22 protein-coding genes are annotated in these 25,733 nt (G+C 71.6%); 11 read left to right on the forward strand and 11 right to left on the reverse strand.

All coding sequences use genetic code 11. The features are described 5' to 3' along the window. Positions 1-28: 28 nt before the first annotated feature. The gene (locus ACQP0P_RS44215) at positions 29-1,480 is read right to left on the reverse strand and encodes a protein kinase domain-containing protein (protein WP_433368117.1); all 1,452 of its coding nucleotides are present in this window, start codon (positions 1,478-1,480) and stop codon (positions 29-31) included. Between the two features lie 379 nt (positions 1,481-1,859). Here ACQP0P_RS44215 and ACQP0P_RS44220 point away from each other — a divergent pair, with 379 nt between their 5' ends. Further along, positions 1,860-3,053 carry a cytochrome P450 gene (locus ACQP0P_RS44220; protein WP_433368120.1) on the forward strand — a complete coding sequence of 398 codons (1,194 nt, stop codon included), beginning with the start codon at positions 1,860-1,862 and terminating at the stop codon, positions 3,051-3,053. A 60-nt stretch (positions 3,054-3,113) separates the two neighbouring features. On the opposite strand, the gene ACQP0P_RS44225 is transcribed toward ACQP0P_RS44220, so the two are convergent. Then, on the reverse strand, positions 3,114-3,632 hold the full coding sequence (locus tag ACQP0P_RS44225) for an FBP domain-containing protein (protein WP_433368122.1): 519 nt from the start codon (positions 3,630-3,632) through the stop codon (positions 3,114-3,116). A 393-nt stretch (positions 3,633-4,025) separates the two neighbouring features. On the opposite strand from ACQP0P_RS44225, the gene ACQP0P_RS44230 reads away from it, so the two are divergent. Further along, positions 4,026-5,522: a cytochrome ubiquinol oxidase subunit I gene (locus ACQP0P_RS44230; protein WP_433368124.1), complete on the forward strand. Its 1,497-nt coding sequence runs from the start codon at positions 4,026-4,028 to the stop codon at positions 5,520-5,522. 40 nt (positions 5,523-5,562) lie between these two features. Continuing rightward, positions 5,563-6,309: a cytochrome d ubiquinol oxidase subunit II gene (locus ACQP0P_RS44235; protein ID WP_433368127.1), complete on the forward strand. Its 747-nt coding sequence runs from the start codon at positions 5,563-5,565 to the stop codon at positions 6,307-6,309. Here ACQP0P_RS44235 and ACQP0P_RS44240 read toward each other — a convergent pair. The 3 genes from ACQP0P_RS44240 to ACQP0P_RS44250 form a co-directional block, all read right to left on the reverse strand. Beyond that, positions 6,299-6,430, reverse strand: a complete 132-nt coding sequence (locus ACQP0P_RS44240; protein WP_433368130.1) for a hypothetical protein — start codon at positions 6,428-6,430, stop codon at positions 6,299-6,301. The two genes, ACQP0P_RS44235 and ACQP0P_RS44240, sit on opposite strands and share 11 nt — an antisense overlap. Positions 6,431-6,474: 44 nt before the next feature. Further along, positions 6,475-6,660, reverse strand: coding sequence for a hypothetical protein (locus ACQP0P_RS44245; RefSeq protein ID WP_433368133.1), 186 nt, complete (start codon positions 6,658-6,660; stop codon positions 6,475-6,477). Between the two features lie 102 nt (positions 6,661-6,762). Next, positions 6,763-7,569 (reverse strand): UTRA domain-containing protein, encoded by an 807-nt coding sequence (locus ACQP0P_RS44250; protein ID WP_433368136.1) that lies wholly within the window; start codon positions 7,567-7,569, stop codon positions 6,763-6,765. A 188-nt stretch (positions 7,570-7,757) separates the two neighbouring features. On the opposite strand from ACQP0P_RS44250, the gene ACQP0P_RS44255 reads away from it, so the two are divergent. Together ACQP0P_RS44255 and ACQP0P_RS44260 are read left to right on the forward strand one after the other, a co-directional pair. Next, on the forward strand, positions 7,758-8,114 hold the full coding sequence (locus ACQP0P_RS44255; protein WP_433368139.1) for a hypothetical protein: 357 nt from the start codon (positions 7,758-7,760) through the stop codon (positions 8,112-8,114). A gap of 225 nt (positions 8,115-8,339) precedes the next feature. After that, positions 8,340-8,765 (forward strand): VOC family protein, encoded by a 426-nt coding sequence (locus tag ACQP0P_RS44260; RefSeq protein ID WP_433368141.1) that lies wholly within the window; start codon positions 8,340-8,342, stop codon positions 8,763-8,765. A gap of 84 nt (positions 8,766-8,849) precedes the next feature. Here the strand turns inward: ACQP0P_RS44260 and ACQP0P_RS44265 are convergent, their stop codons facing one another. After that, a complete protein-coding gene (locus tag ACQP0P_RS44265; RefSeq protein ID WP_433368144.1) occupies positions 8,850-9,173 on the reverse strand; it encodes a GntR family transcriptional regulator in 324 nt (107 codons plus the stop codon). 146 nt (positions 9,174-9,319) lie between these two features. Between ACQP0P_RS44265 and ACQP0P_RS44270 the strand changes: the two genes are divergently transcribed. The 3 genes from ACQP0P_RS44270 (at position 9,320) to ACQP0P_RS44280 (ending at position 12,790) form a co-directional block, all read left to right on the forward strand. Beyond that, positions 9,320-9,703, forward strand: a complete 384-nt coding sequence (locus ACQP0P_RS44270) for a hypothetical protein (RefSeq protein WP_433368147.1) — start codon at positions 9,320-9,322, stop codon at positions 9,701-9,703. Between the two features lie 196 nt (positions 9,704-9,899). Continuing rightward, the gene (gene secD / locus ACQP0P_RS44275) at positions 9,900-12,176 is read left to right on the forward strand and encodes a protein translocase subunit SecD (RefSeq protein ID WP_433368150.1); all 2,277 of its coding nucleotides are present in this window, start codon (positions 9,900-9,902) and stop codon (positions 12,174-12,176) included. A 257-nt stretch (positions 12,177-12,433) separates the two neighbouring features. After that, entirely contained in the window at positions 12,434-12,790 is a 357-nt protein-coding gene (locus ACQP0P_RS44280) for a four-helix bundle copper-binding protein (protein ID WP_433368153.1), read from the forward strand. Between the two features lie 113 nt (positions 12,791-12,903). On the opposite strand, the gene ACQP0P_RS44285 is transcribed toward ACQP0P_RS44280, so the two are convergent. Continuing rightward, positions 12,904-13,392 carry a DUF4277 domain-containing protein gene (locus ACQP0P_RS44285; RefSeq protein ID WP_433368155.1) on the reverse strand — a complete coding sequence of 163 codons (489 nt, stop codon included), beginning with the start codon at positions 13,390-13,392 and terminating at the stop codon, positions 12,904-12,906. Positions 13,393-13,560: 168 nt separating this feature from the next. On the opposite strand from ACQP0P_RS44285, the gene ACQP0P_RS44290 reads away from it, so the two are divergent. Together ACQP0P_RS44290 and ACQP0P_RS44295 are read left to right on the forward strand one after the other, a co-directional pair. Next, positions 13,561-13,773 (forward strand): EF-hand domain-containing protein, encoded by a 213-nt coding sequence (locus tag ACQP0P_RS44290; protein ID WP_433368158.1) that lies wholly within the window; start codon positions 13,561-13,563, stop codon positions 13,771-13,773. 352 nt (positions 13,774-14,125) lie between these two features. Further along, complete coding sequence (locus tag ACQP0P_RS44295) at positions 14,126-15,379, forward strand: PucR family transcriptional regulator (protein WP_433368161.1); 1,254 nt, start codon at positions 14,126-14,128, stop codon at positions 15,377-15,379. A gap of 198 nt (positions 15,380-15,577) precedes the next feature. Here ACQP0P_RS44295 and ACQP0P_RS44300 read toward each other — a convergent pair whose 3' ends face one another. Both ACQP0P_RS44300 and ACQP0P_RS44305 read right to left on the reverse strand, forming a co-directional pair. After that, on the reverse strand, positions 15,578-16,234 hold the full coding sequence (locus ACQP0P_RS44300; RefSeq protein WP_433368163.1) for a response regulator: 657 nt from the start codon (positions 16,232-16,234) through the stop codon (positions 15,578-15,580). Beyond that, positions 16,231-17,346, reverse strand: coding sequence for a sensor histidine kinase (locus tag ACQP0P_RS44305; RefSeq protein WP_433368166.1), 1,116 nt, complete (start codon positions 17,344-17,346; stop codon positions 16,231-16,233). Before ACQP0P_RS44305 ends, ACQP0P_RS44300 begins: the two co-directional genes overlap by 4 nt. Before the next feature lie 220 nt (positions 17,347-17,566). Between ACQP0P_RS44305 and ACQP0P_RS44310 the strand changes: the two genes are divergently transcribed. Next, positions 17,567-18,013 (forward strand): DUF6223 family protein, encoded by a 447-nt coding sequence (locus ACQP0P_RS44310; RefSeq protein ID WP_433368169.1) that lies wholly within the window; start codon positions 17,567-17,569, stop codon positions 18,011-18,013. Here the strand turns inward: ACQP0P_RS44310 and ccrA are convergent. Both ccrA and ACQP0P_RS44320 read right to left on the reverse strand, forming a co-directional pair. Next, complete coding sequence (ccrA, locus tag ACQP0P_RS44315) at positions 17,991-19,304, reverse strand: crotonyl-CoA carboxylase/reductase (protein ID WP_433368172.1); 1,314 nt, start codon at positions 19,302-19,304, stop codon at positions 17,991-17,993. The two genes, ACQP0P_RS44310 and ccrA, sit on opposite strands and share 23 nt — an antisense overlap. Beyond that, a complete protein-coding gene (locus ACQP0P_RS44320; protein WP_433368174.1) occupies positions 19,301-25,630 on the reverse strand; it encodes an SDR family NAD(P)-dependent oxidoreductase in 6,330 nt (2,109 codons plus the stop codon). The genes ccrA and ACQP0P_RS44320 overlap by 4 nt, the downstream gene beginning before the upstream one ends. Positions 25,631-25,733 lie beyond the last annotated feature (103 nt).

The following is a 25,733-nucleotide window of genomic DNA, read 5'->3' on the forward strand; positions in this document are numbered from 1 at the left end:
CGCCCTCGGGGACCGTGCAACGGGTGTATCACGGCTCGTAGGCGGCCCGGTGTCGCTGTACCAGGTCGACGTGGGCCTGGAAGCGCCTGGGAATCCCGCCCTCCTGGCGGACCACGTCGTCGGAGGAGCGGAACGCCACAGCGCCCAGCAGCCCGGGGTCTCCGGGCACCCCAGCCAGCAGCGGCAACCGTCCGCACAGGTAGCGGCCGACGGCGGGGATGGTGTCCTCGGGCGAGAGGGGCGGGGTGAGGAGGGTGCCCCGGCGGTCGGCCGGCAGGTAGTACTGGAGCACCGACGGCGTCCAGCGCGCGAGGCCGTACTCGCCCTCGGCCTCGTCGAACAGGTTCGCGTCGAAGCCGCTCTCCGCCTTCAGGATTCCGGCGACCAGTGCCGGGCTCAGACCCGGCTCGGCGCACATCGTGCCGGCCTCGACGATCAGCGCGCGATACTCCCGGGGAATGTCGGAGTCGGAGCGCAGCCACCGCCCGAACGGGTCGGCCACCCGCGAGTCGACCATCCCCGCCCCCGAGACACCCGCCAGCACCAGAACGGCCGAGGCCATGGTCGTCGCCACCCGGCGGCCCGTTCGCCGGGGCGAACCCGCCAAGGTGCCGGCCAGCAGTCGCGCGCGGTAGAGCTGGTGGGCCGCGCTGGGCCTGGACCTCGGGTCGGGGTCCAGGCAGTCCCTGACCCAGGAGCGCCAGGCCTCGGGCAGCGAGACCGGAAGCGACAGGGGGGACTCGCCCGCCGCGTACTCGGCGGCGGCCACGTAGCGCGCGCGAGCGGTGGGGGCGCTGAAGGGAAGGTGGCCGGTGAACAGCTGGCACGCCGTCACGCCCAGCGCCCAGATGTCGGCCGAGGCCCGCACCGCGTGCCCCTTCTCGCTCAGCGGCTCCCCCCAGCGCTCGGGAGGCACGTGATCCACCGAGCCCATCGGGGGAAGGTAGCCGTGCGTCCCGTCCATCTCGGTGGCCAGGCCGAAGTCGGCGAGCCGTACCGAGCCGTCGGCCATCACGAGCACGTTGTTGGGCTTGAGGTCTCCGTGCACCCACCTCTCGGCGTGCATGTGCGCGAGCCCCTCGCAGATCTCGGCGATCAGCCTCGGCGCGCCGGGAACCGGAGCCCCCTTCCCGATCAGATCGGCCAGTGACCGTTCCGCCAGGTCCATCACCAGAACGCACGCGCCGTCGAGTTCGGAGTTCCCGGCGTCGTCGACGACCAGCGTCTCCCGCAGCCGGATCAGCCGGGGGTGCCGGAGCCTGTCGTGCAGGCGTATCTCCCGTTCCGTCATGTCCCGCAGGTGCCGTAACTGCCGTCGGGTGAGCGTGCCGGTGGGCAGGAACTTCAGTGCCGCCTCGCTCCCGTCTCGCGTTCCCCGGTAGACGCTCGCCCAGCTCCCCGTGGCGACGGGCCTGCCGACCCGCCAGTCACCGACGCGATACCCCGAGGGGACGCTGACCGCCCATCCCTTGGTGTCCATCGTCCTGCCGCCCTCTCACATCACCGATCCGGCATGATGACCGCGGTCATCACCCGGAACCCCGTGAACAGGTGGATGCATCTCGGACGGATCACCGTACGGGGCCGTACCGTCATGCTAGATCGAATACGAGTGCACGGAGCATCGTCACCGCGGCCGGCTCCGCCATGCCGGTGGCAGCCTGCCCGCCGGCCTTTTCGGTCGGTCCGGCAGGAGCGTCGGTGCCGCCCTCATAAGTCCTCACAAGGCGGAGGTTCCGAGGCGCGCGCAGGTCAGCGCGGTGGGCGATATCGCACCCGCCGGGATCCCTTGCGGGGAGGCGGCGGCTGGTTATCGTTTTTTCGGAACAGTCAGGACGGCCGGTCAGCAAGGGAGCTACATGAGCGAGACTCCGACGCCTCCGCTGTACATGCGGCGAGCGGGGTTCGACCCGGATCCGGAACTGGGAGCGCTGCGGGACGGGGAGGGGATCGGGCGCGCCGGCACCCCCTTCGGCGTCGACGCCTGGTTGGTGACCCGCTACGCGGACGTACGGACGGTGCTGAGCGACCCCGAACGGTTCAGCAACGCCGTGGGGATCGACTTCGTGCCGTCCGACACGAAGATGAGCAAGGAGGAGGTCGCGGCACTGCGCGCGGGCAACATGCTCGCCCTCGATCCTCCCGAGCACACCCGGCTACGCCGGGCGCTGACGCCGGAGTTCACCATCCGCCGGATGCGCCGGCTGGAGCCGCGGATCACCCGCATCGTCGAGGAGCACCTGGACGCGATGGAACGCGCCGGGTCCCCGGCCGACCTGGTGTCGTCGTTCGCGCTGCCGATCCCCTCACTGGTGATCTGCGAGTTGCTGGGAGTGCCGTACGCCGACCGGGAGGACTTCCAGCGCACAAGCAGCAAGATGCTCGATGTGGGGGCGCCCTTCGAGGAGCGTCTGGCGGCGCAGCTGGAGTCGCGCGCCTACATCGGCGAACTGGTCGCCCGCGCCCGGGTCGACCCCGGGGAGGAACTGCTCGGCACGCTGGTGCGCGAGCACGGCGACGACCTGACGGTGCACGAGCTCGTCGGCATCGGCACCCTGCTGCTGCTGGCCGGACACGAGACCACCTCCAACATGCTCGGACTGGGCACGCTGGCCCTGCTCCGCCATCCCGACCAGCTGGAGCTGCTGCGGAAGGAGCCCGAGCGCATCGACGCGGCGGTGGAGGAGCTGCTGCGCTGGCTCAGCATCGTCCACTCCGGCACCGCCAAGGTGACCACCACGGAGGTCGAGATCGCCGGCCAGGTCATCGGGCCCGGCGAGCTGGTGGTCTGCGCGCTGCCCGCCGCCAACCGCGACGCCGGGTTCCTGCCCGACCCCGAGACGCTGGACATCACCCGGGGCGCGCCCGGCCACCTGGCCTTCGGCCACGGCGTGCACCACTGCCTGGGCGCACCGCTGGCCCGGATGGAGATGCGCATCGCCTTCCCCGCACTGCTCGGGCGCTTCCCCGAGCTGCGCGTGGTCGAGCCCGAGGCGCACTTCCGCTCTTTCAGCGTCGTGTACGGCCTGACGTCCCTGCCGGTCGCCTGGTGACAGGACCGCCCGGAGCCGCGATCGCGGCTCCGGGCGGCTGTGGTTCCGGGCGGGTACGGCTCAGGCCGCGCCCGAGCTCAGGTCGCCGTCGAAGACCTTGTCCAGGAAGCTCTCCAGGTTGACGACGGCTCGCATGATCCGCTCCTCGTTGGTGAGCGTCTCGAACCTTACGCCGAGCTCCGTCTTCCTGATGTCCCGCACGTAGAGGGAACAGGCCAGGTCGGCGCACATGTAGGTGCCGACCGTGTTGCCCTGGCGGCCCGCGGCGCCGACCCTGGGCGCGACGAACAGGGAGATCCCGGTGCCGGCGTGCGGTGTCACGCAGATCGAGCAGACCGTGCTCTTGGCATAACTCCTGCGCACCTCCCGGCTGAGGCGCAGGGTGACGCCGACGAGCTCGCCGCGCCGCTCGACGACCAGGTAGCCGCGGTCGGGCGCGCCGGGGTCGAGCCAGCCCAGGAAGTCAAGGTCGGCCCAGGGGGTCTCCGGCAGGCTCCTGGGCAGGTTGATCCTGCGCGCCTCCCCCTTGGAGCAGTTGACGAAGGATCCGCGGATCTCCTTCTCACCGACCGGAATCATGACTCACCCACTGTTGATCGACATATCCACCGGGGCCCTGCCCGCGCGACCGGCGCCTCCGCCGGGGAGGGAGAGAACGCGGGCGACAACGCGGGCGACACGGACGAGCGAGCTGCCGGCCCCGGCTGGATCACCGCCCTTACCGGCATCCAGCGCCGACCACTATTTCAACGTGACGCCGGGGATGTCGAATGCTTTTCACTCGATGCCGGGGAACCTGCCCAACCGGCCGTCGCAGGGCTTATCCCTCCTGGTCGGCCAGGGTGAGATCGCGTTCGGCGAGCGCGGCGCGCAGGCCGCGGACGCCCTTGGGGCCCATGCCGTGCAGCCGCCGGAGCTCCCGCTCGGTCGCGGTGGCCACCTGGGCGAGCGTCGGGTAGCCGGCCCCGGCCAGTGCCCGGCGGGTACGACGCGCTGTCGTTCGTCCGCGTCCTGCACGACTGGCCGGTCTCCACGGCACGGGCGCTGCTGCGGAAGGCCCACGCGGCCCTCGTCCCCGGCGAGGCCGGACCCCGCACGCGAACCCGGGCCAGTGCACTGGGAGTCGTACGGCCACTGCCGGAGATCGCGACTCCTGGAGTACGGCAGATGCCTCCCGGGGAGGGACGCGCGGGCGGTGACCGCGCCGGAAGCATGAGCGGTATGGAGACGCTCGATCTCGCCCGCCTGCAGTTCGCCGTGACCTCGGGGGCACACTTTCTGTTCGTGGCCCTCACCCTCGGCCTGGCCACGGTGCTGGCGGTCATGCAGACCCGGGCGACGCTGAAGCGTTCCGACACGCACATGCGGATGACCCGGTTCTGGGGACGGCTGTATGTGATCAACTACGCGATGGGCATCCTCACCGGACTGGTGATGGAGTTCCAGCTCGGGATGGCCTGGAGCGGGCTGACGCACTTCGCGGGGAACGTGTTCGGCGCCTCCCTGGCGATGGAGACCCTCGTCGCCTTCTTCATCGAGTCGACGTTCCTGGGCCTGTGGATCTTCGGCTGGGACCGGCTGAACCGCTGGGCGCACCTGGGCGTGATCTGGGTGGTCACGATCACCGCCTACGCCTCGGCGTACTGGGTCCTCGTCGCCAACGGTTTCCTGCAGAACCCGGTCGGCGCCGAGGTCGTGGACGGGGCGCTGCGGCTCACCGACGCGACGGCGGTGCTCGCCAACTCCGACGCGCTCCTCCCGTTCGCCCACATCCTCTCCGGTGCCCTGGTGGTCGCCGGGTTCTTCCTCGCCGGAGTGAGCGCCTACCACCTGCGCCGCGGGACGGCCGAGCAGGAGTTCTTCCGCAGGTCCCTGCGGATCGGCGTGTTCATCACGCTGCCCGCGCTGCTGGCCAACGCCGCGTTCGGCGGCGTGCAGTTCCCGTCCCTCCAGCCGATGAAGCGCGCCGTCTTCGCCGGGCGGGAGGCGGAGATCGCCCAGTTGCAGGCCGAGATGGTCACCACCTACGGTCCGGGGGACTACATCCCGCCCACCGCGCCGACGCAGGCCGGCGCCATGATCATGCTGGGTGTCTTCACGGTGCTGCTGCTCGTGTCGGGGCTGAGCGTGCTGCTCGCCTTGTTCCGCCGGACGGTCCCGGGGGTGCGGGCCTGGTATCTGCTGCTGATCGCGATGATCCCGCTGCCGTTCGTCTCCATGATCGCCGGCTGGGTGTTCAGGGAGGTGGGCCGCCAGCCCTGGATGGTGAACGGCCTGCTGAAGACCGAGGACGCGCTGAGCGACATGTCGCCGGGCACGATCTGGTTCTCGCTGATCGCCTTCACCACGCTGTCCGTCCTGCTGGTGGCCGTCAACACCTGGATCCTGGCGCGCAGCGCCCGCCAGGGCCCCGAGGCACCCGCCACCGGCTCGGCCCCGGCCGAGCCGACTCCGGTCCTGGCCTTCTGACAGCCCCGCTGTCCACCGGCCTTCGTAAAGGGAAATCGCCATGGAAATCGCCCTGCTCGCGTTCTTCGCGGTCGGCTACTTCGTCCTCGCGGGCGCGGATCTCGGGGTCGGCATGCTGCTGCCGTATCTCGGCCGCACCCCCGAGGAGCGCGGCCGGGTGCTCGCCTCCATCACCCCGTTCTTCCTGACGAACGAGGTCTGGCTGGTCACCGCGGTAGGCGTACTGGTCGGCGCGTTCCCCGTGCTGGAGGGGGAGTTGCTCAGCGGGATGTACCTGCCGTTCGCCGCGCTGCTGCTCGGCTGGGTCGCCCGTGACGCGGGGATCTGGCTGCGCGGGCGGGTGGACCGGGCCGCCTGGCGGGCCTGGTGTGAGAACGCCGTGGTCGCGGGCAGCTGGCTGGCGGTGCTGAGCTGGGGGGTCATCCTCGTCGGGATGGGCGACGGGTTCGCCGTCGGTCTCGGCGCGCTGGTCGCCGCTCCGCTGGGGGCCGTCCTGTTCGCCGCTCACGGGCTGGCACTGGCCGGGCTCCGGCTCGACGGCGCCCCTCTGGAGCGGGCCCGGCGGTTCGCCGGGCCCGCGGGCGGGCGTACGGTCTACGCCCTGACGTCGGCCGGGATGACTCTGGTCTGCCTGCTGGCCGGGGCCCGCCTGCCACTGGCGGAGCACCTGGCGGACTCGGCGACGCTCGCCCTGCTCACTCCCTCGATGCTGCTGCTCACTCCCCTGCTGGTGGCCTCACAGGTGTGGCTGTGGTGGCTCTTCGGCCGCGTCCAGGTCAGGCAGTGATCATAAAAGCCAGCCCGAGCAGCACCGCTACGGGGATGACCCAGACCACAGCCTCGATTGCGAACTCCTTGTACACGGCGAGCTTCTCCCTTTTATGCACGAAAGCGATGAAGCGCAGCATATGCGCACTTGAAGGTATCTTCACCTCCGGGTTGGAGAGCCACCTCAGGACAGGTAGTGGAAGCTCGGTCTCCGGTGCATCAGGAAATCGTGGTGGGAGATGTTCCAGGCGTAGGCGCCCGCCCTGGTGAACTCCACCCGGTCACCGGGCTTCAGCGCGACGGGCACCCGGCGGGCCAGGATGTCCTTGGGAACGGACACCGAGGTCCGCGTCGCGGCCGTGACTGTCACAGCGTTCTCTCCGATCTCGACGGTACGGGGAGCCGGATCTCGACGATCAGGCAGTGGACGGGCGTGACGGCTGTGACCGGCCCGGGTTTGCCGGCAGGCCGGTCAGAACTCGTCGTCCCCGGAGACCTGGCCGATCGAGAAGATGTGCCTGTTCGCGGCGCAGATCGTCTCCAGGACGTGGACCGGTGTGTCCTCGCTGGAGTATCCGGCTCGAAGGACCTGCACGACCCACTCCCCCGGTTCGAGTTCCAGGGTGTCGTACTCGAAGGATGTCGGCGGGCGAGCCGTCAGGTTCTCCTCGGCATGGCCGAAGACGTGCCCGAGGGCGATCAGCGCCGACTGGAGCGACGGCTTGACGAACTCGGGCTCGGCGATGCGCGTCCCCCCGAACAGGTCCGCCCGGAAGTAGCTGGTGGCGATCCGTACCGGAACCTCGTTGGCCGTCATCATCTTCCGGCGGGCGATCACCTCGGTGCCGGGCTCGACGCGCAGGCAGGCCGCCACGTGATCACTCACCGGCTCCGGGCCGACATAGAGCATTCTGCGGTCCGGCTTGATCCCCTGCCGCTCCGCCTCGACGAGAAAGAGGGACGCGGAGGCGCGCACGGCGGGGTCGGTCGGCAGCGCCCGCCGGACCAGCACCTTCGGCGCGCGGCCCGCCGCTCCCTCGGGGGCACGGGCCGTCGGCCCCTTCCGCATCTGGGATATCCGGCCCGGGGAGACGCCCAGGTGGGCTCCTATCTCCTCCAGGCCCATGCCGGAGTCACGAGCCTCGGCGATCGCCTGGCGGCGCATCTTCGCCGCCTCCTCAAGGCGCTCCTGCTCCTCGGTCATGAGACGGCCCAGAACCCGTGCGCGCTCGATGGGGTCACTCAGCTCGGAAACATCACGCAGCGTATTCAGATCCATCCGGGACCGTTCTCCTCGCGCTCGACACCGAATGGGATTTTAGCCCCCCTACAGCAGGAGAATCCGCAGCCGAGGTACCGGGTTTCACCATCCGGCGACACCGGATGGGAAGTCGGGCCGACGCCACCCGGGGCGGCGATGGTGACTGACTGTAATGTTGTGACCACATCCAGAGGAGGCTGTCGACGATGACAGATGCGAGTGCCGAGGAGCAGGGCGTCGTCGCCGAGCGGCTCAGGTTCGGGACGGGCCTCGCCGAGAGCGAGCGTCAGGGGATCATCGAGCGGTTGGCCGGGCTGGGAAAGCGGCTGCTCTGCCATCCCGGTGACGCGGTGGAGCTGCGGCTGAGCGTCAAGGACCGTGACACGCCCCAGCAGCGGGTGACGCTCGAATGCGTGCTCCCGGGCACGGAGCCGCTGGTGACCCACTCCTACGAGCAGGATCTGCCCGCCGCGCTCGTGGAGGTCCGCGACGAGCTGATCCGCCGGCTGGACAGGCTCAAGACCAGGCGGGACCCGCGCCGCGATCACCCGCACCGGCCCTGAGCCACGGCACCCCGGCGGTCGCCCCCGCCGTTGTGGGCCCACGACACCTCGGTGATCGCCCATACCGGCCATGAGTTCCCGGCCCTCGGCGATCGCCCGTACCGGCCGGGAGCGCGCCGTGCCCGTGCCGGTTCCCGGCCCGCGGTGAGCCGGGCGAGGAATACCGGATGTGCCGATCACGCTGTCCCGCACGGGATGATCGTTTTGACCGTGTGAGGAGCCGTCATGACCGTCCGGGAGATGCGCCTGGTCGTTACCGCCGCCGACTACGAGGAGGCGCTGCGTTTCTATCGCGACGTGCTCGGCCTGCCCGAGCGGGCCGCCTACTCCTCACCCGACGGCAGGGTGACGATCCTGGAGGCGGGCCGGGCCACGCTGGAGATCGCCGATCCTTCGCAGGCGGAGTTCATCGACCAGGTCGAGGTGGGGCGGCGGGTGGCCGGGCACATCCGGGTGGCGTTCGAGGTCGACGACTCCCCCGCCGTCACCGCGAAGCTGGCCGGAGCCGGGGCCACGGTGGTCGCCGAACCCGTCCGGACCCCGTGGAACTCGCTCAACTCCCGCCTTGAGGGCCCGGCCGGGCTCCAGCTCACCCTCTTCACCGAGCTGGGAGAGACCGGCGACACCGGATCGGAGACCGCTCAGGGCTGAGAGGTGACCATGGAGGCGACCACCCGGCCGCCCCAGGATCAGCCGCAGTTCTCCGGGCAGAACGTGACCTCGGGACGGAAGAAGTCACGCTATGTCCTCCTGAGCGGTGGTCCGAAAGGTAGTCATGAACAGGGCCTCGATGCTCTCGTCGTCGAGGCCCGCCCGGCGGGCCTCGGCCGGCCGGCGCTGCAGTTCCAGCCGCAGCGGGCCGTACGCGGCCGGCGAGGTGTCGGTGAGCATCGCGGTCACGAACGTCCCGACCCCCGGCCGGGCGGCGACCAGGCCCTCGCACTCAAGTTCGCGGTAGGCCTTCAGGACGGTGTTGGCGTTGATCGCCAGGTGCGCCACGACCTCCTTGACAGTGGGCAACCGGTCGCCCTCGCGGAGCAGGTCCCCCTCTTCCACCACAGGTCGGCGGTATGGGTGAGTCGCATGCGTCCGCATTACCCTTCCTTTGTGCGTTTATGGGGTAATGCACCCCGGAGTTGACGTGAGGGGGATCGCAGCGGCTCCGAAGGGCTACGGTGGACAGCGATGACGGTCAGGAGGAGATCATGCGACAGCTGAGGCGCGGCGCGCCCTTCGGCTGGTTGCTGACCCTGCTGCTGCCGCTGCTGGTCTCCGGAGGGCTGGGCGGCAGCAGCGCCGCCCTCGCCCGGCACACCGCGGTCGTCCAGGCCGTCGGCGAGCATCAGCCGCTGTCGCGCCCGCTCCTGGACGGCGTGCAGCGGCACTCCCTGGCCTCCGGGTTCGCCGGCACCGGGGCCGGCCTGGGCGGCGGGGGCGGCCACCCGCTCGCGACCCCGCCCACCGACCTCCGGCACCTGTTCCTCGCCGCCGGCCCGCTCACCCGCCCGGCGGGTGACGAGGACACCCACCCGCTCGCGGCCCTGCTCGTCAGGCCGGGGCGCGCACCACCCGCCTCCACAACCGGCTGAAACACCCCGGAACCGCTCCGGGTCTCTTCGCCGTACGTGAAAACGCCTTCGCCGCGAGCGAAAACGTCTTTCCCGTACCCGGAGAACGCCTTCTCTCCAGCCGAAAGGCGTTCCTGCCGTACGCGAAGCGTGCCGCCGTCCCTGAACGCTCCTTCGGCGTGACCGAGGACAACTCCCCCAGCCTGTGGAGGCTTCCATGTCGCGTGCCCCGGTGGTACGCGCGATAGCGGCGCTCGCCGTCATCGCCACCTCGTTGTACATAGCCCTGACAATGTCGCCGCGCCTCGGTCTCGACCTGCGCGGCGGTACCCAACTCGTCCTGGAGACCAAGGACTCGCCGACGGTCAAGGCCGACGCCGCGGCCACCGACCGCACCCTTGAGGTGCTCCGCCGCCGGGCCGACAGCCTGGGCGTGGCGGACGCGCCGCTGGCCCGCTCCGGCGAGCGGCGCATCATCGTGGAACTGCCGGGTGTGCAGGACCCGACCAAGGCCGCCGAGGTCATCGGCAAGACCGCGCAACTCACCTTCCACCCCGTCCTCGGCGCCCCCGACCCGGGAGCGGAGACCAAGCCGGGCAAGGGAGAGCAGATCCTGCCCGACGATCGCGGCGCCCCGCTGCACATCGGACCGGCCGCCCTCACCGGTGACGGCGTCGGCGGTGCCGAGGCCGGGATCGACGCCCAGCTGGGCAGCGGCTGGTTCATCACCGTCGACTTCCGCGATCAGGGACGGGCGGCGTGGGCCAAGCTGACCGGCGAGGCGGCCTGCAACCAGCCGGGCGACCCCAAGCGCAGGATCGCCATCGTGCTCGACTCCAAGGTGATCGTCTCCCCCCAGGTGAACGAGGACGTGGGCTGCAAGGTCGGCCTGCCGGGTAACACCACCCAGATCACCGGTACCTTCACCGCCGAGGAGGCCTCGGATCTGGCCCTGCTGATCAAGGGCGGCTCGCTGCCGGTGCCCGTCGAGATCGTCGAGCAGCGGACCGTCGGCCCGACGCTCGGCGCCGCCGCGATCAAGGCCAGCGCCTGGGCCGCGGTCATCGGCATCGCGCTCACCGCGCTGTTCATCATCGTGATCTACCGGCTGGTGGGCTTTCTCGCCGCCATCGCCCTGGCCTGCTACGCCCTCATCTCGTACGCGGCACTGGTGGGGCTCGGCGCCACGCTCACCCTGCCGGGACTGGCGGGCTTCGTGCTGGCGATCGGCATGGCCGTCGACGCCAACGTACTGGTCTTCGAACGGGCACGTGAGGAGTACGCCGAGACGCCCATCCTCGGGGGCTCGCTGGAGAAGGGGTTCCGCAACGCGTGGAGCGCGGTGGCCGACTCCAACATCACCACCCTGCTCGCCGCCGGGCTGCTGTTCTTCCTGGCCTCCGGCCCCGTACGCGGCTTCGGCGTCACGCTGAGCATCGGTGTGATCGCCTCGCTGATCACCGCGATGGTCATCACCCGCGTCCTGGCCCAGTGGGCGGTGAGGTTCAAGGTGGTGTCCGCACGGCCGAAGATCACCGGCCTGTCCAACATCGGGCGGGTCCGCACCTGGCTGAACACCCGCAAGCCGGACCTGATGAGCCGCCGCGCCGGGTACTTCGCGATCACCGGTCTGCTGGTGGCCGCGTCCGTGGCCGGGGTGGCGGTGCGGGGGCTCGACTTCGGCGTGGAGTTCACCGGGGGCAGGCTCGTGGAGTACTCCACGACCACCCCGATGAGCGCCGACGCCGCCCGCGAGCTGGTCAGCAAGGCCGGGTTCCCCAACGCGGTGGTGCAGGCCTCCGATGAGGACATCTCCGTACGGACGGGTCAGATCACTCCCGCCGAGGTGGTGAAGATCGAGAAGGCGCTGGAGAGCGAGGGCGGCCAGGTCACCAAGGAGCGCGACGAGCTCATCGGGCCGAGCCTCGGGGACGAGCTGCGCCGCAACGCGCTGATCGCGCTGGGCGTCGCGCTCGCCGCACAGCTCGCCTACCTCGCCTTCCGGTTCCGCTGGACGTTCGGCCTGGCGACGGTGGTGGCCCTGGTCGCCGACGCGGCGATCGTGATCGGCGCGTTCGCCTGGCTGGGCAAGCCGGTGGACGGGGTGTTCCTGGCCTCGATGCTCACCGTGATCGGCTACTCGGTCAACGACAAGGTGGTGGTCTTCGACCGGGTCCGCGAGCTGTGGGGTGCGCGGCCGAAGAGCTCGTTCGCCGAGGTGGTCAACACCTCGATCCTGCAGACCGTGCCCCGTACCGTCAACACCGGTCTGGGCGCGCTGTTCATCCTGGCCGCGCTGGCGGTGCTCGGCGGCGACTCGCTGACCGACTTCGCGGTGGCGCTGCTGATCGGAATCGTCGTCGGCACGCTCTCCTCCTCGCTGGTCGCGGGGCCGATGGCGATCGAGCTGGAGAAGCGCAAGCCCGGCGCGCCGCCACGGCCCAAGCGGAAGGGCCCGGCTCCCGCACGCCAGGGTTCGGGCGCCGTGCTCTGAGTGGCGGGGGACACCGGGCCGGAACACGTTCCGGCCCGGTGTCCGGCGGGCGGCTCCTCGCAGATCTGGGAGGAGCCGCCCACCTCCATGACTTTCCCACTAACCCTACAGACGATAGGTGAATTTATACACAAAACTATCTCGACGGGGTATTAAAGCCGCTTCTTTCTGGGAGGCCAAGGCGCCCGGCGGGGCACAACACTGGTGCGAGATCTTCGGCCGTTAAAGCAGAGCGGTCACGAACACGGGGAGCAAGCATGAGCCATGCGGTGAAGATGAACCCTCAGGTACAGAAGAGCATTGACATGTGCCTGGAGAGCCACAGCCGTTGCGAGCAGACCATGACCTACTGCCTCATGCAGGGGGGTCGGTACGCCGACATGGCGCTGATAGGCCCGCTCATGGACTGCGCCGACATGACCCGCCTCTGCGCTGACATGATGATGCGCCAGTCGCCGATGGCGAAGGAGATGGCCGCGATGTGCGCGAAGGCCGCGAACAAGTGCGCCGACGCGTGCATGTCCATGGAGAGCGACCCGATGATGAAGGAGTGCGCCGACGCGTGCCGGACATGGGCCGAGGCGTGCCGGACGATGGCGAACGCGCGGGGCTGATCAATACCACTCACTGACCCTCCAGCCGTGAAGGCGCGGAAAAAGGGGCGCCGCCGATCGAATCGGCGGCGCCCCTGCCCGTGTGGCACCCGGACAGGGGCAATCCTCCGAGCTCAGCCGGTACCTGAAAGGGGTCGATCCTCCAGGTTCAGCCGGAAAGGGCATTTGGGATGGCCGAACCTCGGCGCCGCATATCCCTGTTCGGCCTGCTCATAAGCTCCGTGCAGGGAGATCGAGGTCATGTCCCAGTGCATGCGGGAGGCCTCGACGCCGAACGCCTCGATCGCGGTCGGTCCGACCGATCCGGTGAGGTGATCCAGGTGCGGGGCGATCGCGTCCAGCGCTCGGCCGATCCGGTCGTCGTTGAGTAGGTCGGCCTCGATGCCGAAGGCCTCGCCCACCGCCCAGGCCTGAGCCCGGTCGGCCGCGTGGACCAGCGGCGCCGGAGAGGTCAGCCGGTTGGCGACCAGCACCTCGATGACTTGGCCGTGGGTGAGTTCGGCCAGGTCACCCACGGGGCAGAGGGCATCGACCACATCGGCGATCCTCAACTTCCGGCAGAAATCCGCCACCACCGGCAGCGCCCCGAGGGTCTTTTCCACACTCGGGACACCGAACTGCGCGCGTTGTCTCACGACCGCATGTCGTACCGGTTCCGAGCCGCTCGAGCGAGTCAACGACTCAGCCGAACCCCACCCACCCCAACGTGCGGAAAACGGGGCTAGTGTGCTTGCCGTCTGATTTCCCTGCTGCCTAAGGCGGATGCGATCGTGGCGGACGACTACGCGACAACTTTCAAGATCGTCGATGTTGACGGTGACGGCCTCATCTCGGTTACCGAGCTGACCAGGCTCATGGAGGTGCTCGGCCAGCCGATCACCCCCGAGGCGGCCGAGGCGGCCGTCGCCAGGATCGACCAGGACGGTGACGGCCTCATCTCCCTGGATGAGTTCACCGGCTATCTCGCCCAGACCAGGGGCTGACCGGCCTGATCCGATCGGGGTGCCCGTCTGGAGCCTGAACCGGGCACCCCGATCAGGTCCGGTCCCACCACCACCGACGCCCGGCCGGAGCAGGTCTCACCGACAGCGGGTCTCACCGGCCTCGGCCCCACCGATCTCGGCCTCGCCACCGGCCCGCCGACTCGAGTTCCGCCGGCAACCGGTCTCACGGCCGCCTCCCGTACCCCTTGGCCAGGCACGGAACCGCTCAGCCCCGATCAGTCCCTCCCGTCGAAGACATCACATGTTGCATTTGAGACAAGAACAAGCGTTTGCTAATTGTCCAAAGTGTCAATTAGGTGAGAATCTGAGGCGCACTCCGACAGGAGGGTCTATGGCGACAAAGGAACACACCCGGATCGCTGTCCCAGGCTTGAACGGCCGAAGAGCGAGATCTCACGACCTGCCCGACCAGCGGCTGTGGCGTTCGGCTCCGGCCAATGCCGCCAGGCTCCTGAGGCCGGGCCTGGCTCAGGTCGCACACCAGGTGATCGACGAGATCACGGCGCGGATCCCCGAGTATGCCCGGCCGGCCGACACGAACTACATCAAGGCCATCAGGCTGGCCGTGGACGAGGCCCTGCGCCAGTTCGTCGACCGGATCGAGAACCCCAACGCGCCGTGGGAGCCCGACGTCTTCCGGACGATCGGGCGCGGCGAGGCCAACGAGGGCCGCAACCTCGACCCCCTGCAGACCGCGATGCGCCTGGGCGCCCGGGTCGCCTGGCGGCGGCTCACCGAGCAGTCCGAGCAACTCGGCCTCACCCCGCAGCACCTCTACGACCTGGGGGAGGCCATCTTCGTCTATCTCGACCAACTGGCCGACGCCGCGGCCGAAGGGTTCGAGGAGGCCAGGGCCCGCGCGGCCGGGGAGATCGAGCGCCGCCGCCACCGGCTGATGGACCTGCTGCTCAGCCAGCCGGCCGCGTCCCCCGACGCGATCGCCGACCTGGCCAAGACCGCCGGATGGCGGCTGCCCAGGACCGTGGCCGGGGTCGCGCTGGAGGAGCATCCCGGTGGTTACCGTCCCCCCTCGATGCCGCCGGACGTGCTGGCCGGCCTCGACCGGCCGGGGCCCTGCCTGATCGTGCCCGACCCCGACGGCCCAGGGCAGGCCCAGACCCTGGAGAAAGGCCTGCGCGGCTGGAAGGCGGCCGTGGGTCCCGCAGTCCCGCTGGCCGCCGCCGCGACCTCACTGCGCTGGGCCCGCGAGGCGCTCGACCTGCACAGGCGCGGCGTGCTCACCGAGCAGCGCGGCCTGCTCCGCTGCTCCGACCACATGGCCACGCTGATCGTGTTCAAGGACGAGGAGCTGGTCACCGCGCTCACCAAGGTGCGGCTGGCGCCCCTGGCCCACCTGCGGCCCAGCCAGCAGGACCGGCTGGCGGAGACGCTGCTGGCATGGTTGCGGCACGGCCGGGGTGCCGGGGAGGTCGCCGCCAGGCTCCACGTGCACCCGCAGACCGTGCGCTATCGCCTGCGGCAACTGGAGGAGCTGTACGGCGACCAGCTCAGCGACCCGGACGTCCGGTTCGAGCTGGAGATCGTCCTGCGGGCCCGCCAGTCCGCCGCCGCCGGAACGGCCTGATCACCGCGGACGCCCCGGGAAGCCGGAAACGGTCTGATCACCGCGGACCGCCCGGCAGACACGAGGCGGATACCAGGCAGCCGGGCCGTCCACGAGCTCCGGGTGACCGGCGTCGCCATGGCCGGTCTTGCCCCCGGCCGGGGCTCGGTGGGCGTTTCGAGCTCGGAGAGTTCAGCGCGGGGTGATGGGGAGGAGAGGTCAGGAGCCGCGCGGGACCACCAGTCCGGATTCGTAGGCGATGATCACGAGCTGAGCGCGGTCGCGGGCGTGGAGCTTGGCCATGGCTCGGTTGATGTGAGTTTTCGCAGTCTGCGGGCTGATCACCATGCGCTCGGCGATCTGGTCGTTGGACAGGCCCTGCGCGACCAGGGCGACGGCCTCACGTTCGCGGTTGGTCAGTTCTTTCAGCCCCGTGCCGGTGTTGAGCGGCTGGGTGACGTACCTGTTGATGAGCCTGCGGGTGATCGACGGGGCGAGCAGCGCGTCGCCGCGCGCGGCGACGCGTACGGCGTGCAGGAAGTCTTCCGGCTGGATGTCCTTGACGAGGAATCCGGCTGCGCCGGCGCGCAGCGCGTCGAAGACGTATTCGTCAAAGCCGTAGTTGGTCAGGATGACGACGTGCACCCCGGCCAGGGCCGGGTCCGCAGCGATGCGCCGGGTCGCCTCGATGCCGTCGACGACCGGCATCTGGATGTCGATGAGAGCGATGTCGGGCAGATGTTCCCTGGCCAGGGCCAGGCCCTGCATCCCGTCGCCGGCCTCGGCCACCACCTCGATGTCGTCTTCGAGGTCGAGGAGCGCGCGGAATCCGCTGCGCAGGAGCGGCTGGTCGTCGACCAGCAGGACACGGATCATGACGTTCGGTCCACGGGAAGTTCAGCCTGGACGGTGAAGCCTCCCTCGCTGCGCGGCTCCGCGCGCAGCCGGCCGCCGAGGGCGGTGACTCGTTCGCGCATCCCGAGCAGCCCGACGCCGGGCACCGGGGCGGTGTCCGGTGTGGCCCTGCCGTCGTCATCGATGCGTATCGCGAGGGCGTCCGGACGGCAGTCGATCCGGACCGACGCGGTAGCGGCGGCGGCATGGCGGGCGATGTTGGTGAGCGACTCCTGAACGATCCGGTAGACGGTCCGGCTCACCGCGGCCGGCACGTCGTGTCGTTGCCCTTCGATCGTCAGCGTCGCGTCCAGACCGATGCTACGGGCCCGTTCCACCAGTTCCGGAACGTGGTCGAGCCCACGCGGCGGGGTCATGTCGTCCTCGCGCAGCGCCCGCAGGGTCGCACGCAGTTCCCGGGTCGCCTCACGTCCGGCCTGCTGGATCGCCAGCAGGGCCTCCGGCACCTGTTCGCCACGCCTGCGAGCCACGTGGACGGCGACTTCGGCCTGCACCTTGATGATCGAGATCTGGTGGGTGAGCGAATCGTGCAGTTCCCGCGCGATGTGCAGCCGCTCCTCGTCGGCGCGGCGCCGCGCGGTCTCCTCCCGGGTGCGCTCGGCTTCCTCCGCCCGCCGCTCGGCCTGCCGCAGCGCCTCACCCGCGGCACCCGCGGCGATCAGCCAGGCTATCTCCAGGGCGCCCCGGGCCTGCGCGAGCGCCTCGCCCGTGTCGTGCAGACCCGAGGCCAGGGCCGCGAGGGGGAGAGCGGCCAGTACGGTCACGCTCACCGCCACCGTGATGGTGCGGTGTCCCGCCCGTACGGCCGCGTACACCGCGCACAGGTACGCAACCGCAGGCACGTCGAAACCGGCCGCCTGGTAACCCACCGCGCACAGCCCGGTGACGGCCAGGACGGGAACCGGAGCCCGGCGGCGCGCGGCCAGCGCCAAACCGCCGGCCGCCAGCAGCGGGTAGCCGACCAGGTCGAGGTTCGTGGCGGAGTCCTGCCCGGACAGCCCGGTGACCAGCAGCGTCGCCGCCACGCAGATGGCGATCGCCCAATCTTTGACACCGGCCCGTCCCGTACCCATGCGCGCACCTTAGCCGGATGTCCGCGCGGGCGACTCCTGCGCGCGGATGATCGGCCGGCTACCGCACCCGCGGTACCTTCGCGGCTCCTGCGGCGTCCGCGGTAGCCGGCTGCGGCATCGGCGGCAGCGCGAATTGCCTGCGTCCGCCGGACGACCGGCGGTGGGTCCGGCGGACATGATCAGGCGACGTCCACTCGCAGCAGGAGAGAAGGAGCACCTCATGTCGGTCCGATATGTGCTTGCGGTGGCCGGAGCCGCCCTGATCGAAGGTTTCGAGCTTGCCGCACCGGTGGCCGCGCACGTCGTGGTCCAGCCGGACCCCGCCAGTGCCTACACCTTGACCTCCGGGCGTCTCTGGTCCTTGGTGGCCGCGCTGCTGGGGCTGGCCGGCGCGGTCATCGGCGGGCTGGCTCTGGCCCGCTCCACCGGTCGTGTCGGCACCGGCAACGGCCGAAGGGGGGCCATCGTGGCCCTGGTGGCGGGGCTGGCCGGCGCGGTCATCGGCGGGCTGGTGGTGGCCGCCGCCGACGGTGGTCCCGGCACCGGCTACGGAATAGTCGGGGGTTTCGTGGCCCTGGTGGTCGGGCTGATCGCCATGGTCCTCGGCGGGCTGGCTCTGGCCCGCTCCCGCCGCACCGGCGCCCCTACCGGCTCCGGAACAGCCTGAGCCGGTCCTCGCCGACGCGCTCCCTGAGCGCGTGGTCCTCGACGCCGAGGTCCTCGGTGGGCGCCAGGGCGAGCACGCCCACCTTGCCGACGTGCTCGTTGAGCTGCACGGCGCGGGCGGCGTCGCCGGTCTCGGCGAGCGGATAGACGGCCGACAGGGTGGGATGCAGCAGGCCCAGCGAGAGCAGCCGGTTGACCTCGTGGCACTCCTGGTAGTTCGCCCCGTGGGAGCCGACGATCCGCTTGAGCTTCATCCACAGGTGCCGGTTGTCGTAGGCGTGGTCGTAGCCGCTGGACGACCCGCACGTGACGACCGAGCCACCGCGCCGCGCGACGTAGACGGAGGCGCCGAAGGTGTCCTGACCGGTGTGCTCGAAGACGATATGCGGGTCCTCGCCGGCCTGGCGGCGGACCTCGGCGCCGAACCTCCGCCAGGCCTTCTCATCGTCGAGATGCTCGAACTGCGAGCGGTCCACCACGTGTTCGCAGCCCATCCTGCGGAGCAGCTCCGCCTTCTCCACGGAGCTGACGACGCCCACCGGGATGCCGCCGCCGTTCCTCACCAGCTGCACGCCGTACGCGCCGAGCCCGCCGGTCGCCCCCCAGACGAGCACGACGTCGCCCTGCTTCATCCGGGATCCGCGCTCGCTGACGAGCATGCGGTAGGCGGTGGACGCGCACAGCATGTTGCAGGCGGCCTCCTCCCAGGTCAGGTGCCTGGGCTTGGCCAGCAGCTGGGTGGACCTGACCACCGCGAACTCGGCCAGCCCGCCGTAGTTGGTCTCGAACCCCCAGGCGCGCAGGTCGGAGCCGAGCATGGAGTCGGAGTGGCTGATCGGGTCCTGCTCGTCGACGTAGGCGGGCGAGACGACGACCCGGTCACCGATCTTCCAATGCCGTACCGCGGCGCCCATCCGGACGATCACCCCGGAGGCGTCCGAGCCGAGCACGTGGAAGTCCCTGTCGTGCCGGGGGTCCTCGCGCCCGAACCGCTCCAGGAAGGCGAAGGTGGGGATCGGCTCGAACATGGCCGTCCACACGGTGTTGAAGTTGATCGCGCTCGCCATGACGGCGACCAGCACCTCGTTGGGGCCGAGCTCCGGCATGGGCACCTCGCCCACGTGGACGGATCTGGTGATGTCCTTGTCGACGCCGTTCACGCCGTGCCTGCTCCGGCCGAACATGCCCACCTCACCCTTGCGGGTGTGCGCGGCCCTGAAGGTCGTGGGGATGTCGAGCCGCGCGAGCTCTTCGGGATCGGCGCCGTCGACGACGGCCTGTGCGAGGGTCATTCCTGGCCTCCAAGGTGAGCGGCGATGACTTCGACGTGTGGCGGATCGAGCAGGTTGAGGTGGTGCGAACCGGGGATCGTGACGATCTCCAGTGCCGGGCTGAACGGGCCGAACCCCCGCGAGGGGTCGTCGGCATGGGCGTAGCGGACGTCCTCCACAGCCCACGGGGTCGGTTCCGTCGAGCGGTAGAGCAGCACCCGCCCCGGATAGCTCCCCGCCCGGTACGCCTCCAGCGCCCGGGTGTCCTCGTGCGAGGTGATCTGGTGCCGCAGGATGGCCTCCCCAAGCAGGTCCAGCACCCCCGACTCGGCGACGCGCGCCTCCACCAGCGCGAGCTGCCCGGCCTCGTCCAGGGCCACCAGTTCCTCACCGGTGAGGCGGACCCGCACCCCGTAGGTCTCGTCGAGATAGGCGGCGAAGTCCGCGTACCGCCGTGCGACGATCTCCGCCCGCTCCGCCGCCTCGACCTCGTCGGGCAGACCCGAGTCGATCATCGCGACCAGTTCCACGTTCTCCGCGCCGAGCCGCCGCGCGATCTCGAACGCCAGGACTCCCCCGAACGACCAACCCCCCAGCCGGTAGGGGCCGGAGGGGCACACCTTCCTGATCTCCTCCACGTACCGGGCGGCCCGCTCCTCGACCCCGGCCTCGGGGCCGAACACGCCCATGTCCGCCGGCCGCTCCAGCCCGAACACCACCTGCTCGGCGCCGAGCAGCCCCGCCAGCAGCGAGTACACCCCCGTGGTCCCGCCCGCCGGATGCCCCAGGAAGAGCGGCACCCGCTCCCCCGCCTCCGTAGGGCGGACCGCCAGGTAGGCGTGGGCGGCGGGGGTGAGCGGGCGGACGAGGCCACGGGCGGCCTCCTCCTCGTCGATCCCCCGCACCAGGTCGGCCAGCTGGGCACCGGTCCGCAGGCCGGCCCGTTCGCCCTCGCCCTCGGCGAGGGCACGGCCCGTCTCCCGGCCGAGGACGTCGAGCAGGACCGGCAGGACGTCCTCGGGTATCTCCTCGGTCACCCCCGGCTCGCGCCCGAGTATCCGGGTGAGCGCGGCGACGACCTGCCGCTCCGCCGCGTCCCTCGGCTCCACCTGGCGGGCCAGGGCCGCCGCGCCGCGCAGGCCGAGCTCCGCGGCGACGGCCATGGCCACGTCCCCGAGGGTCGCCCCCTGCAGCATCGGCGCGGCGGGCACCACCACCCCGAAGTCGTGCTCGATCGTGCCGCGCAGCCGGGTGGCCGCCAGCGAGTCGAGGCCCGCCTCGGTGAGCACCGTGTCCTCCTGGAGCCAGGCGGCGTCGACCCCCAGCACCGCCGCCGTCCGCTCCCTGATCTTGCCGACCACGATCTCGACGGCCCTGCCCGGCTCCATGTCGGCCAGGGCCTCGGCACCCGCCCAGCCTCCGGCGCTCGCCCCCGCGCCCGCCAGGCCGGCGAAGTACGGCATGCGCGCGATGCCGGGGAACAGCTCGACGGCGGTCGCCACGTCCAGCCGCAGCACGCCCGCCGCGTCCGCCTCGGCGGCGAGAAGTGCCTCCAGCGCCTCGACTCCCTCGCCGGGCGTGATGGGCGAGACGGCGGGCAGCGCCGCCTGGCTCGCCCCGCCGACCTCGGCCCAGGTGCCCCAGTTGATCGTCGTTCCCGGCAGTCCCTCGGACCTGCGCAGGTCGCAGAGCGCGTCCAGCCAGGCGTTCGCCGCCGCGTAGGCGGCCTGTCCGGGCGAGCCGAGCAGCGCGGCCGCCGAGGAGAACGCCACCCACCAGTCCAGGCTCGCGTGCCTGGTCGCCCGGTGCAGCGCCAGGCCACCGTGGACCTTGGCCGACCAGACCCGGTGCAGGTCCGGCGAGCCCACGTCGACGACGAGACGGTCGTCCAGCGCGCCCGCCGCGTGCACCACGCCACGGAGCCACACCCCTCCGTCGATCACGGCCCTGACCAGCCGTACGGCGACCCCCGGCGCGGCCAGGTCGCCGGTCACCACCTGGACGTCGACGCCCAGCTCGCGCAGCCGCTCGATCTCGGCGGCCCCCTCGGCGGACGGCCCCGACCGCCCGCCGAGCACGATCCGCCCCGCGCCCCGCTCGGCCAGCCAGCGGGCCACGACCAGCCCCAGGCCGCCGTACCCTCCGGTGATCAGGTATCCCCCGCCGCGCCGTACCACCGGCGTCGCCCTGCGCCGCCCGACCGTGCCGGCACCGGCGCCGGTGTCGGTGTCGGTGTCGGGGCCGCCCGCCAGGTCGGGTACCGCGGCGAGCCGGGCGGTGTACCGGATGCCGAAGCGCCAGGCGACCTCGTCGTCCGGCTCGTCGGCCGCCAGCTCCGTCAGGAGCGACTCCGTGTCGTCGACGTCCACCAGGCAGGCTCGCAGCTCCGGATGCTCGAAGGCCAGGACCCGGACCAGCCCGCGCAGCGCGGCGGCCCCCGGGTCACCCGGCTCCCCGTCCAGTACGGCCTGTGCCCGGTCGGTGACGACCCTCAGGCGGGTGCCGGCACCGCCGCCGGGCCCCGCACCGGCCCGCGGCCCCACGAGTTCACGGACGACCGCGGTCACGGCGAGGAGCAGCGCCTCGCTCCCCGCCGGGGTCAGCCCCGCGGGGACGAGCAGCACGACCTCGTCACTCGCCGGCATCCCGGTCGGGGGCGATGGTACGAGGCGGGGCTCGGCGTGCGGGGCGGGTCGCTGGGCCGGCACCAGGGATGAGGCCGCGACGGGAGTCGGGGAGAGGCAGGGCATCGTGAGCGTGCGGGCGGCGTGCCCGGCGGCGGCGAGCTCGGCGGCCAGGCGCTCGGCCCGCGGGCTCTCGTCTCCGGCCAGGATGAGCCAGCCACGGCCCCGAGGGGAGTCGAGTCCCCGCTCCGCGGGCCGGGTGCCGGTGCCCGCCTCGGTGACCCAGAGGCGCCGCACCAGCTTGCCCGCCAGTGGCACCGGTAGCGCGCCGGCCAGGACGTCCCTGGCCAGCAGCCCGACCGGGGTGCCGTCCGGCTCCAGCACCTCGATCTCGACCGGCGTCCCCGCCGGTACGCGCAGCCGTCCGGCCAGCTCGGCCGGGCTGGGTACGGCGGCGACGACGGGCGAGTCCGCGACGACGCTCGCGGCGCCGTACCGGCCCCAGACCCCGGCGGCGTTCCTGGCGTCGATCTCGATCTCGCCCGAAGGGGTGAGGGTGGTGGTGACCGTGGCGGGCAGCGGCAGGAAGCCGTTCAGGGCGACGTCGGCCAGCTCGGCCTGACCGTACACGGCGAGGGCCGCCGCCTGGGCCAGGGCCGCGACCGCGGCCAGCGGCATGACCGGCAGGCCGTGCGGCTGCCACGCCGCGGGCTCCAGCCGCCAGGGGACGTCGGACAGGTCGTCCAGCCTGGTCGTCCACACGTGCCCCGCCGGGCTCTCGACGTGCACCCCGAGCAGCGGATGGGTGCCCGGCGGGAGCGCGGACGACCTGGTGGCGGAGACCCAGTGGCGTTCGTGCCGCCAGGGTGACGGCGGAACGTCGGCGAGCGTGCCGGAGCAGGACGGCAGCAGCGAGGGCATCGCGACCACGGTCGCGGCGAGCTGGGCGCGGATCTCCTCGTCGTGGCCCCGGCGCAGGGAGTGGGTGATCACCGTTCCCGCGGGAAGGCTCTCGCGCAGTGCTCCGGCCAGGACCGGGTGCGGGCTGATCTCGGTGAAGAGGGTATGACCGTCCGCCGCGGCGGCCCTGATCGCGTCGAGCAGGCGGACCGGGCGGCGGACCCCCGCCGCCCAGTAGGCGGGCTCGAAGGTCGGCACCTCGCGGGGGTCGTCGAAGACCGTCGAGTAGAACGGGAGCTCCGGCTTGCCGCCCGCGATGCCCTCCAGGGCCTCGCGGATCCTGGGCAGGAGCGGCTTGACCTGCGGCGAGTGCCCGGCACCCTCGGCGGTCAGCAGCCGCGCGAGCAGGCCGCGGGCCTCGACCTCGGCGGCGAAGGCGGCCAGCCGGCCGGGATCGCCGGTGACGACGCACTGCCTGGGCGAGGAGTACACGGCGACGTGCAGGTCACCGGGCACCTCCTCGGCGGGCACCTCAAGCACCGCCATGGCCCCGCCGCCGCCGATGGTGCCGAGCAGCGCGGCCCGGCGGCAGATCACCCGTACCGCGTCCCGCAGCCCGATCCCGCCCGCGACCACGGCGGCCGCGACCTCCCCCATGGAGTGCCCGACGACCGCCGCCGGCCGCGTTCCGTACGCCGTCCAGAGCCGGGCCAGCGCCACCTGCACCGCGAAGATCACCGGCTGCGCGACGGCCACCCCCGGCGCGTCCGCCCCCTCGGCGATGATCTCGCGCAGCCGGATGTCCGCCTCCCCGGCGAGCATCGGGTCCAGCTCGTCGACGGTCCGGGCGAATATCGGCTCTTCCGCGTAGAGGCGGGCTCCCATGCCCGCCCACTGCGATCCGTAGCCGGAGAACACCCAGACCGGCCCGCGCCCCCCGGCCGGCGCCGCTCCGGTGACGCCCGCCCCGTCCCGTACCGCCCGCAGCCCGGCGACCAGCTCCTCCCGGTTCGCGGCCACGACCGCGGCCCCTGCCCTGCCCCGCCCCGCCCGCCGGGCGAGGGTGTGCGCGACATCGCCGAGCGAGACCTGCCGCCGAGCCCCCGGGGCGGGGGTGCTCCCGGCGGCGGACGCGTCCGGGGAGGCGGCGTCGGGCTGGGCGGGCTCGGCGAGTTCGGCGTCGGCCCAGTCCGCGAGCGTCCCGGCATGATCCCTGACCCGCTCGGGAGACACGTCCGTGAGCAGGAAGATCTTCGCTGCCGGCCCCTCGCTCTCCGGTTCCCGCCACTGCGGAGCGGGCTCCAGGACGGCGTGGGCGTTGGTGCCGCCGAAGCCGAAGGAGGAGACACCCGCCAGGGGGTACCCGTCCGGCCAGGGGGTGGGGGCGGTGACGACCTGGAGGTGCTCCCAGGGAATGTGCGGGTTGGGCCGGTGGAAGTGGACGCTTGGCGGGATCACGCCGTGATGGAGGGCGAGGACCGTCTTGATCAGGCCGGTGATCCCGGCGGCGGCCTCCAGGTGGCCGAGGTTGCTCTTCGCGGAGCCCAGGAGCAGCGGCGCGGTACGGCCCTCGCAGAGGGCGGCGGCGACGGCGCGGGCCTCGATCGGATCGCCCAGGAAGGTGCCGGTGCCGTGCGCCTCGATGTAGCCGGGACCGCCCAGACCCGAGTAGGCGCCGCGCAGGAGTTCCTCCTGGGCCTCGGGGTTGGGCGCGACCAGCCCGTTCGACCGGCCGTCCTGGTTCACCGCGGTGGCGCGGAGCACCGCCATGACCCGGTCGCCGTCCCGCTGGGCGTCGGACAGCCTCTTGAGCACGACGACCCCGCAGCCTTCGGCCCTGACCATCCCGTCCGCCGAGGCGTCGAAACTCTTGCAGCGCCCGTCGGGCGCGGTGCCGCCGCCCTGGTCGAACGCCATGGTGATCACGGGTGAGAGCAGCAGGTTGACCCCGGCGGCGATGGCCAGGTCGCTCTCCCCCGACCTGAGGCTGCCTGCGGCGAGGTGTGTGGCGACCAGCGAGGACGAGCACGCGGTGTCGACCGCCAGGCTGGGCCCGCGCAGGTCCAGCAGGTAGGAGAGCCGGTTGGCGGCGATGCTGAACGCCGCGCCCGTCGCCGTCCAGGCGTCCACCCTCGCGGTGTCGGCCGTGGTCAGGTGGGCGTACTCGTTGCCGGATATACCGACGAACGCGCCGGTACGGCTGCCGCGCAACGACCGGGGCGCGACGCCCGCGTGCTCCAGCGCCTCCCAGGCCGTCTCCAGCAGCAGCCGCTGCTGCGGGTCCATGGTCTCGGCCTCGCCGGGGACGATCCCGAAGAATTCCGCGTCGAACCCGGCGATGTCCTCCAGGAAGCCGCCGTGCCTGGTCGTCCTGGCCAGAGCCTCGGCGGTGCGGGGAGATCCGTCGTCGAAGGGCTCCCAGCGGCCCTCGGGCACCTGGCCGACGGCGTCGCCGCCCGCCATGAGCAGCCGCCAGAAGTCTCCGGGGCCGCGTACCGAGCCGGGGAGGCGGCACCCGACGCCGATCACCGCGATCGGCTCGTCGGAGACGGCCGGTCCGGCCTTCTCCGGGGCGGTCCGCGCGCGGGGCGCGAGCCCCCTGGCCAGGCGGTTGATCGTGGGATACTCCCAGACCAGCGTGGGTCCCAGCTCGCGGCCGAGGAGCACCTCCAGCTCCCCCGCCACCGCGACGGCGTCGCGGGAGGAGAGCCCGAACGCCTCCAGGGGACGGTCGGGATCGACATCCGCGAGGGACAGGCGACAGCGGGCCGCGATACGCCCCGTGAGGAAGCGGCGAATCTCGTCTTCACCGAACAGGTCCACGTGGCAGCTCCAAGAACACCCGAGGTGGTCGGCAAACTTACCCAGACATATCGGGATAAGGGAGCCATGGCAGACCACAATCCATCTCGGCGTTTTATAACGA

The sequence above is a fragment of the Streptosporangium sp. CA-115845 genome, assembly GCF_050943795.1.
Classification (GTDB): Bacteria; Actinomycetota; Actinomycetes; order Streptosporangiales; family Streptosporangiaceae; genus Streptosporangium.

Excerpts from the sequence above, each read along its gene's own strand:
- ACQP0P_RS44215 (WP_433368117.1), bottom strand. The coding sequence starts at position 1,480 with ATGGACACCAAGGGATGGGCGGTCAGCGTCCCCTCGGGGTATCGCGTC.
- ACQP0P_RS44220 (WP_433368120.1), top strand. The coding sequence starts at position 1,860 with ATGAGCGAGACTCCGACGCCTCCGCTGTACATGCGGCGAGCGGGGTTC.
- ACQP0P_RS44225 (WP_433368122.1), bottom strand. The coding sequence starts at position 3,632 with ATGATTCCGGTCGGTGAGAAGGAGATCCGCGGATCCTTCGTCAACTGC.
- ACQP0P_RS44235 (WP_433368127.1), top strand. The coding sequence starts at position 5,563 with ATGGAAATCGCCCTGCTCGCGTTCTTCGCGGTCGGCTACTTCGTCCTC.
- ACQP0P_RS44240 (WP_433368130.1), bottom strand. The coding sequence starts at position 6,430 with ATGCTGCGCTTCATCGCTTTCGTGCATAAAAGGGAGAAGCTCGCCGTG.
- ACQP0P_RS44250 (WP_433368136.1), bottom strand. The coding sequence starts at position 7,569 with ATGGATCTGAATACGCTGCGTGATGTTTCCGAGCTGAGTGACCCCATC.
- ACQP0P_RS44255 (WP_433368139.1), top strand. The coding sequence starts at position 7,758 with ATGACAGATGCGAGTGCCGAGGAGCAGGGCGTCGTCGCCGAGCGGCTC.
- ACQP0P_RS44260 (WP_433368141.1), top strand. The coding sequence starts at position 8,340 with ATGACCGTCCGGGAGATGCGCCTGGTCGTTACCGCCGCCGACTACGAG.
- ACQP0P_RS44270 (WP_433368147.1), top strand. The coding sequence starts at position 9,320 with ATGCGACAGCTGAGGCGCGGCGCGCCCTTCGGCTGGTTGCTGACCCTG.
- secD (WP_433368150.1), top strand. The coding sequence starts at position 9,900 with ATGTCGCGTGCCCCGGTGGTACGCGCGATAGCGGCGCTCGCCGTCATC.
- ACQP0P_RS44280 (WP_433368153.1), top strand. The coding sequence starts at position 12,434 with ATGAGCCATGCGGTGAAGATGAACCCTCAGGTACAGAAGAGCATTGAC.
- ACQP0P_RS44295 (WP_433368161.1), top strand. The coding sequence starts at position 14,126 with ATGGCGACAAAGGAACACACCCGGATCGCTGTCCCAGGCTTGAACGGC.
- ACQP0P_RS44300 (WP_433368163.1), bottom strand. The coding sequence starts at position 16,234 with ATGATCCGTGTCCTGCTGGTCGACGACCAGCCGCTCCTGCGCAGCGGA.
- ACQP0P_RS44305 (WP_433368166.1), bottom strand. The coding sequence starts at position 17,346 with ATGGGTACGGGACGGGCCGGTGTCAAAGATTGGGCGATCGCCATCTGC.
- ACQP0P_RS44310 (WP_433368169.1), top strand. The coding sequence starts at position 17,567 with ATGTCGGTCCGATATGTGCTTGCGGTGGCCGGAGCCGCCCTGATCGAA.
- ccrA (WP_433368172.1), bottom strand. The coding sequence starts at position 19,304 with ATGACCCTCGCACAGGCCGTCGTCGACGGCGCCGATCCCGAAGAGCTC.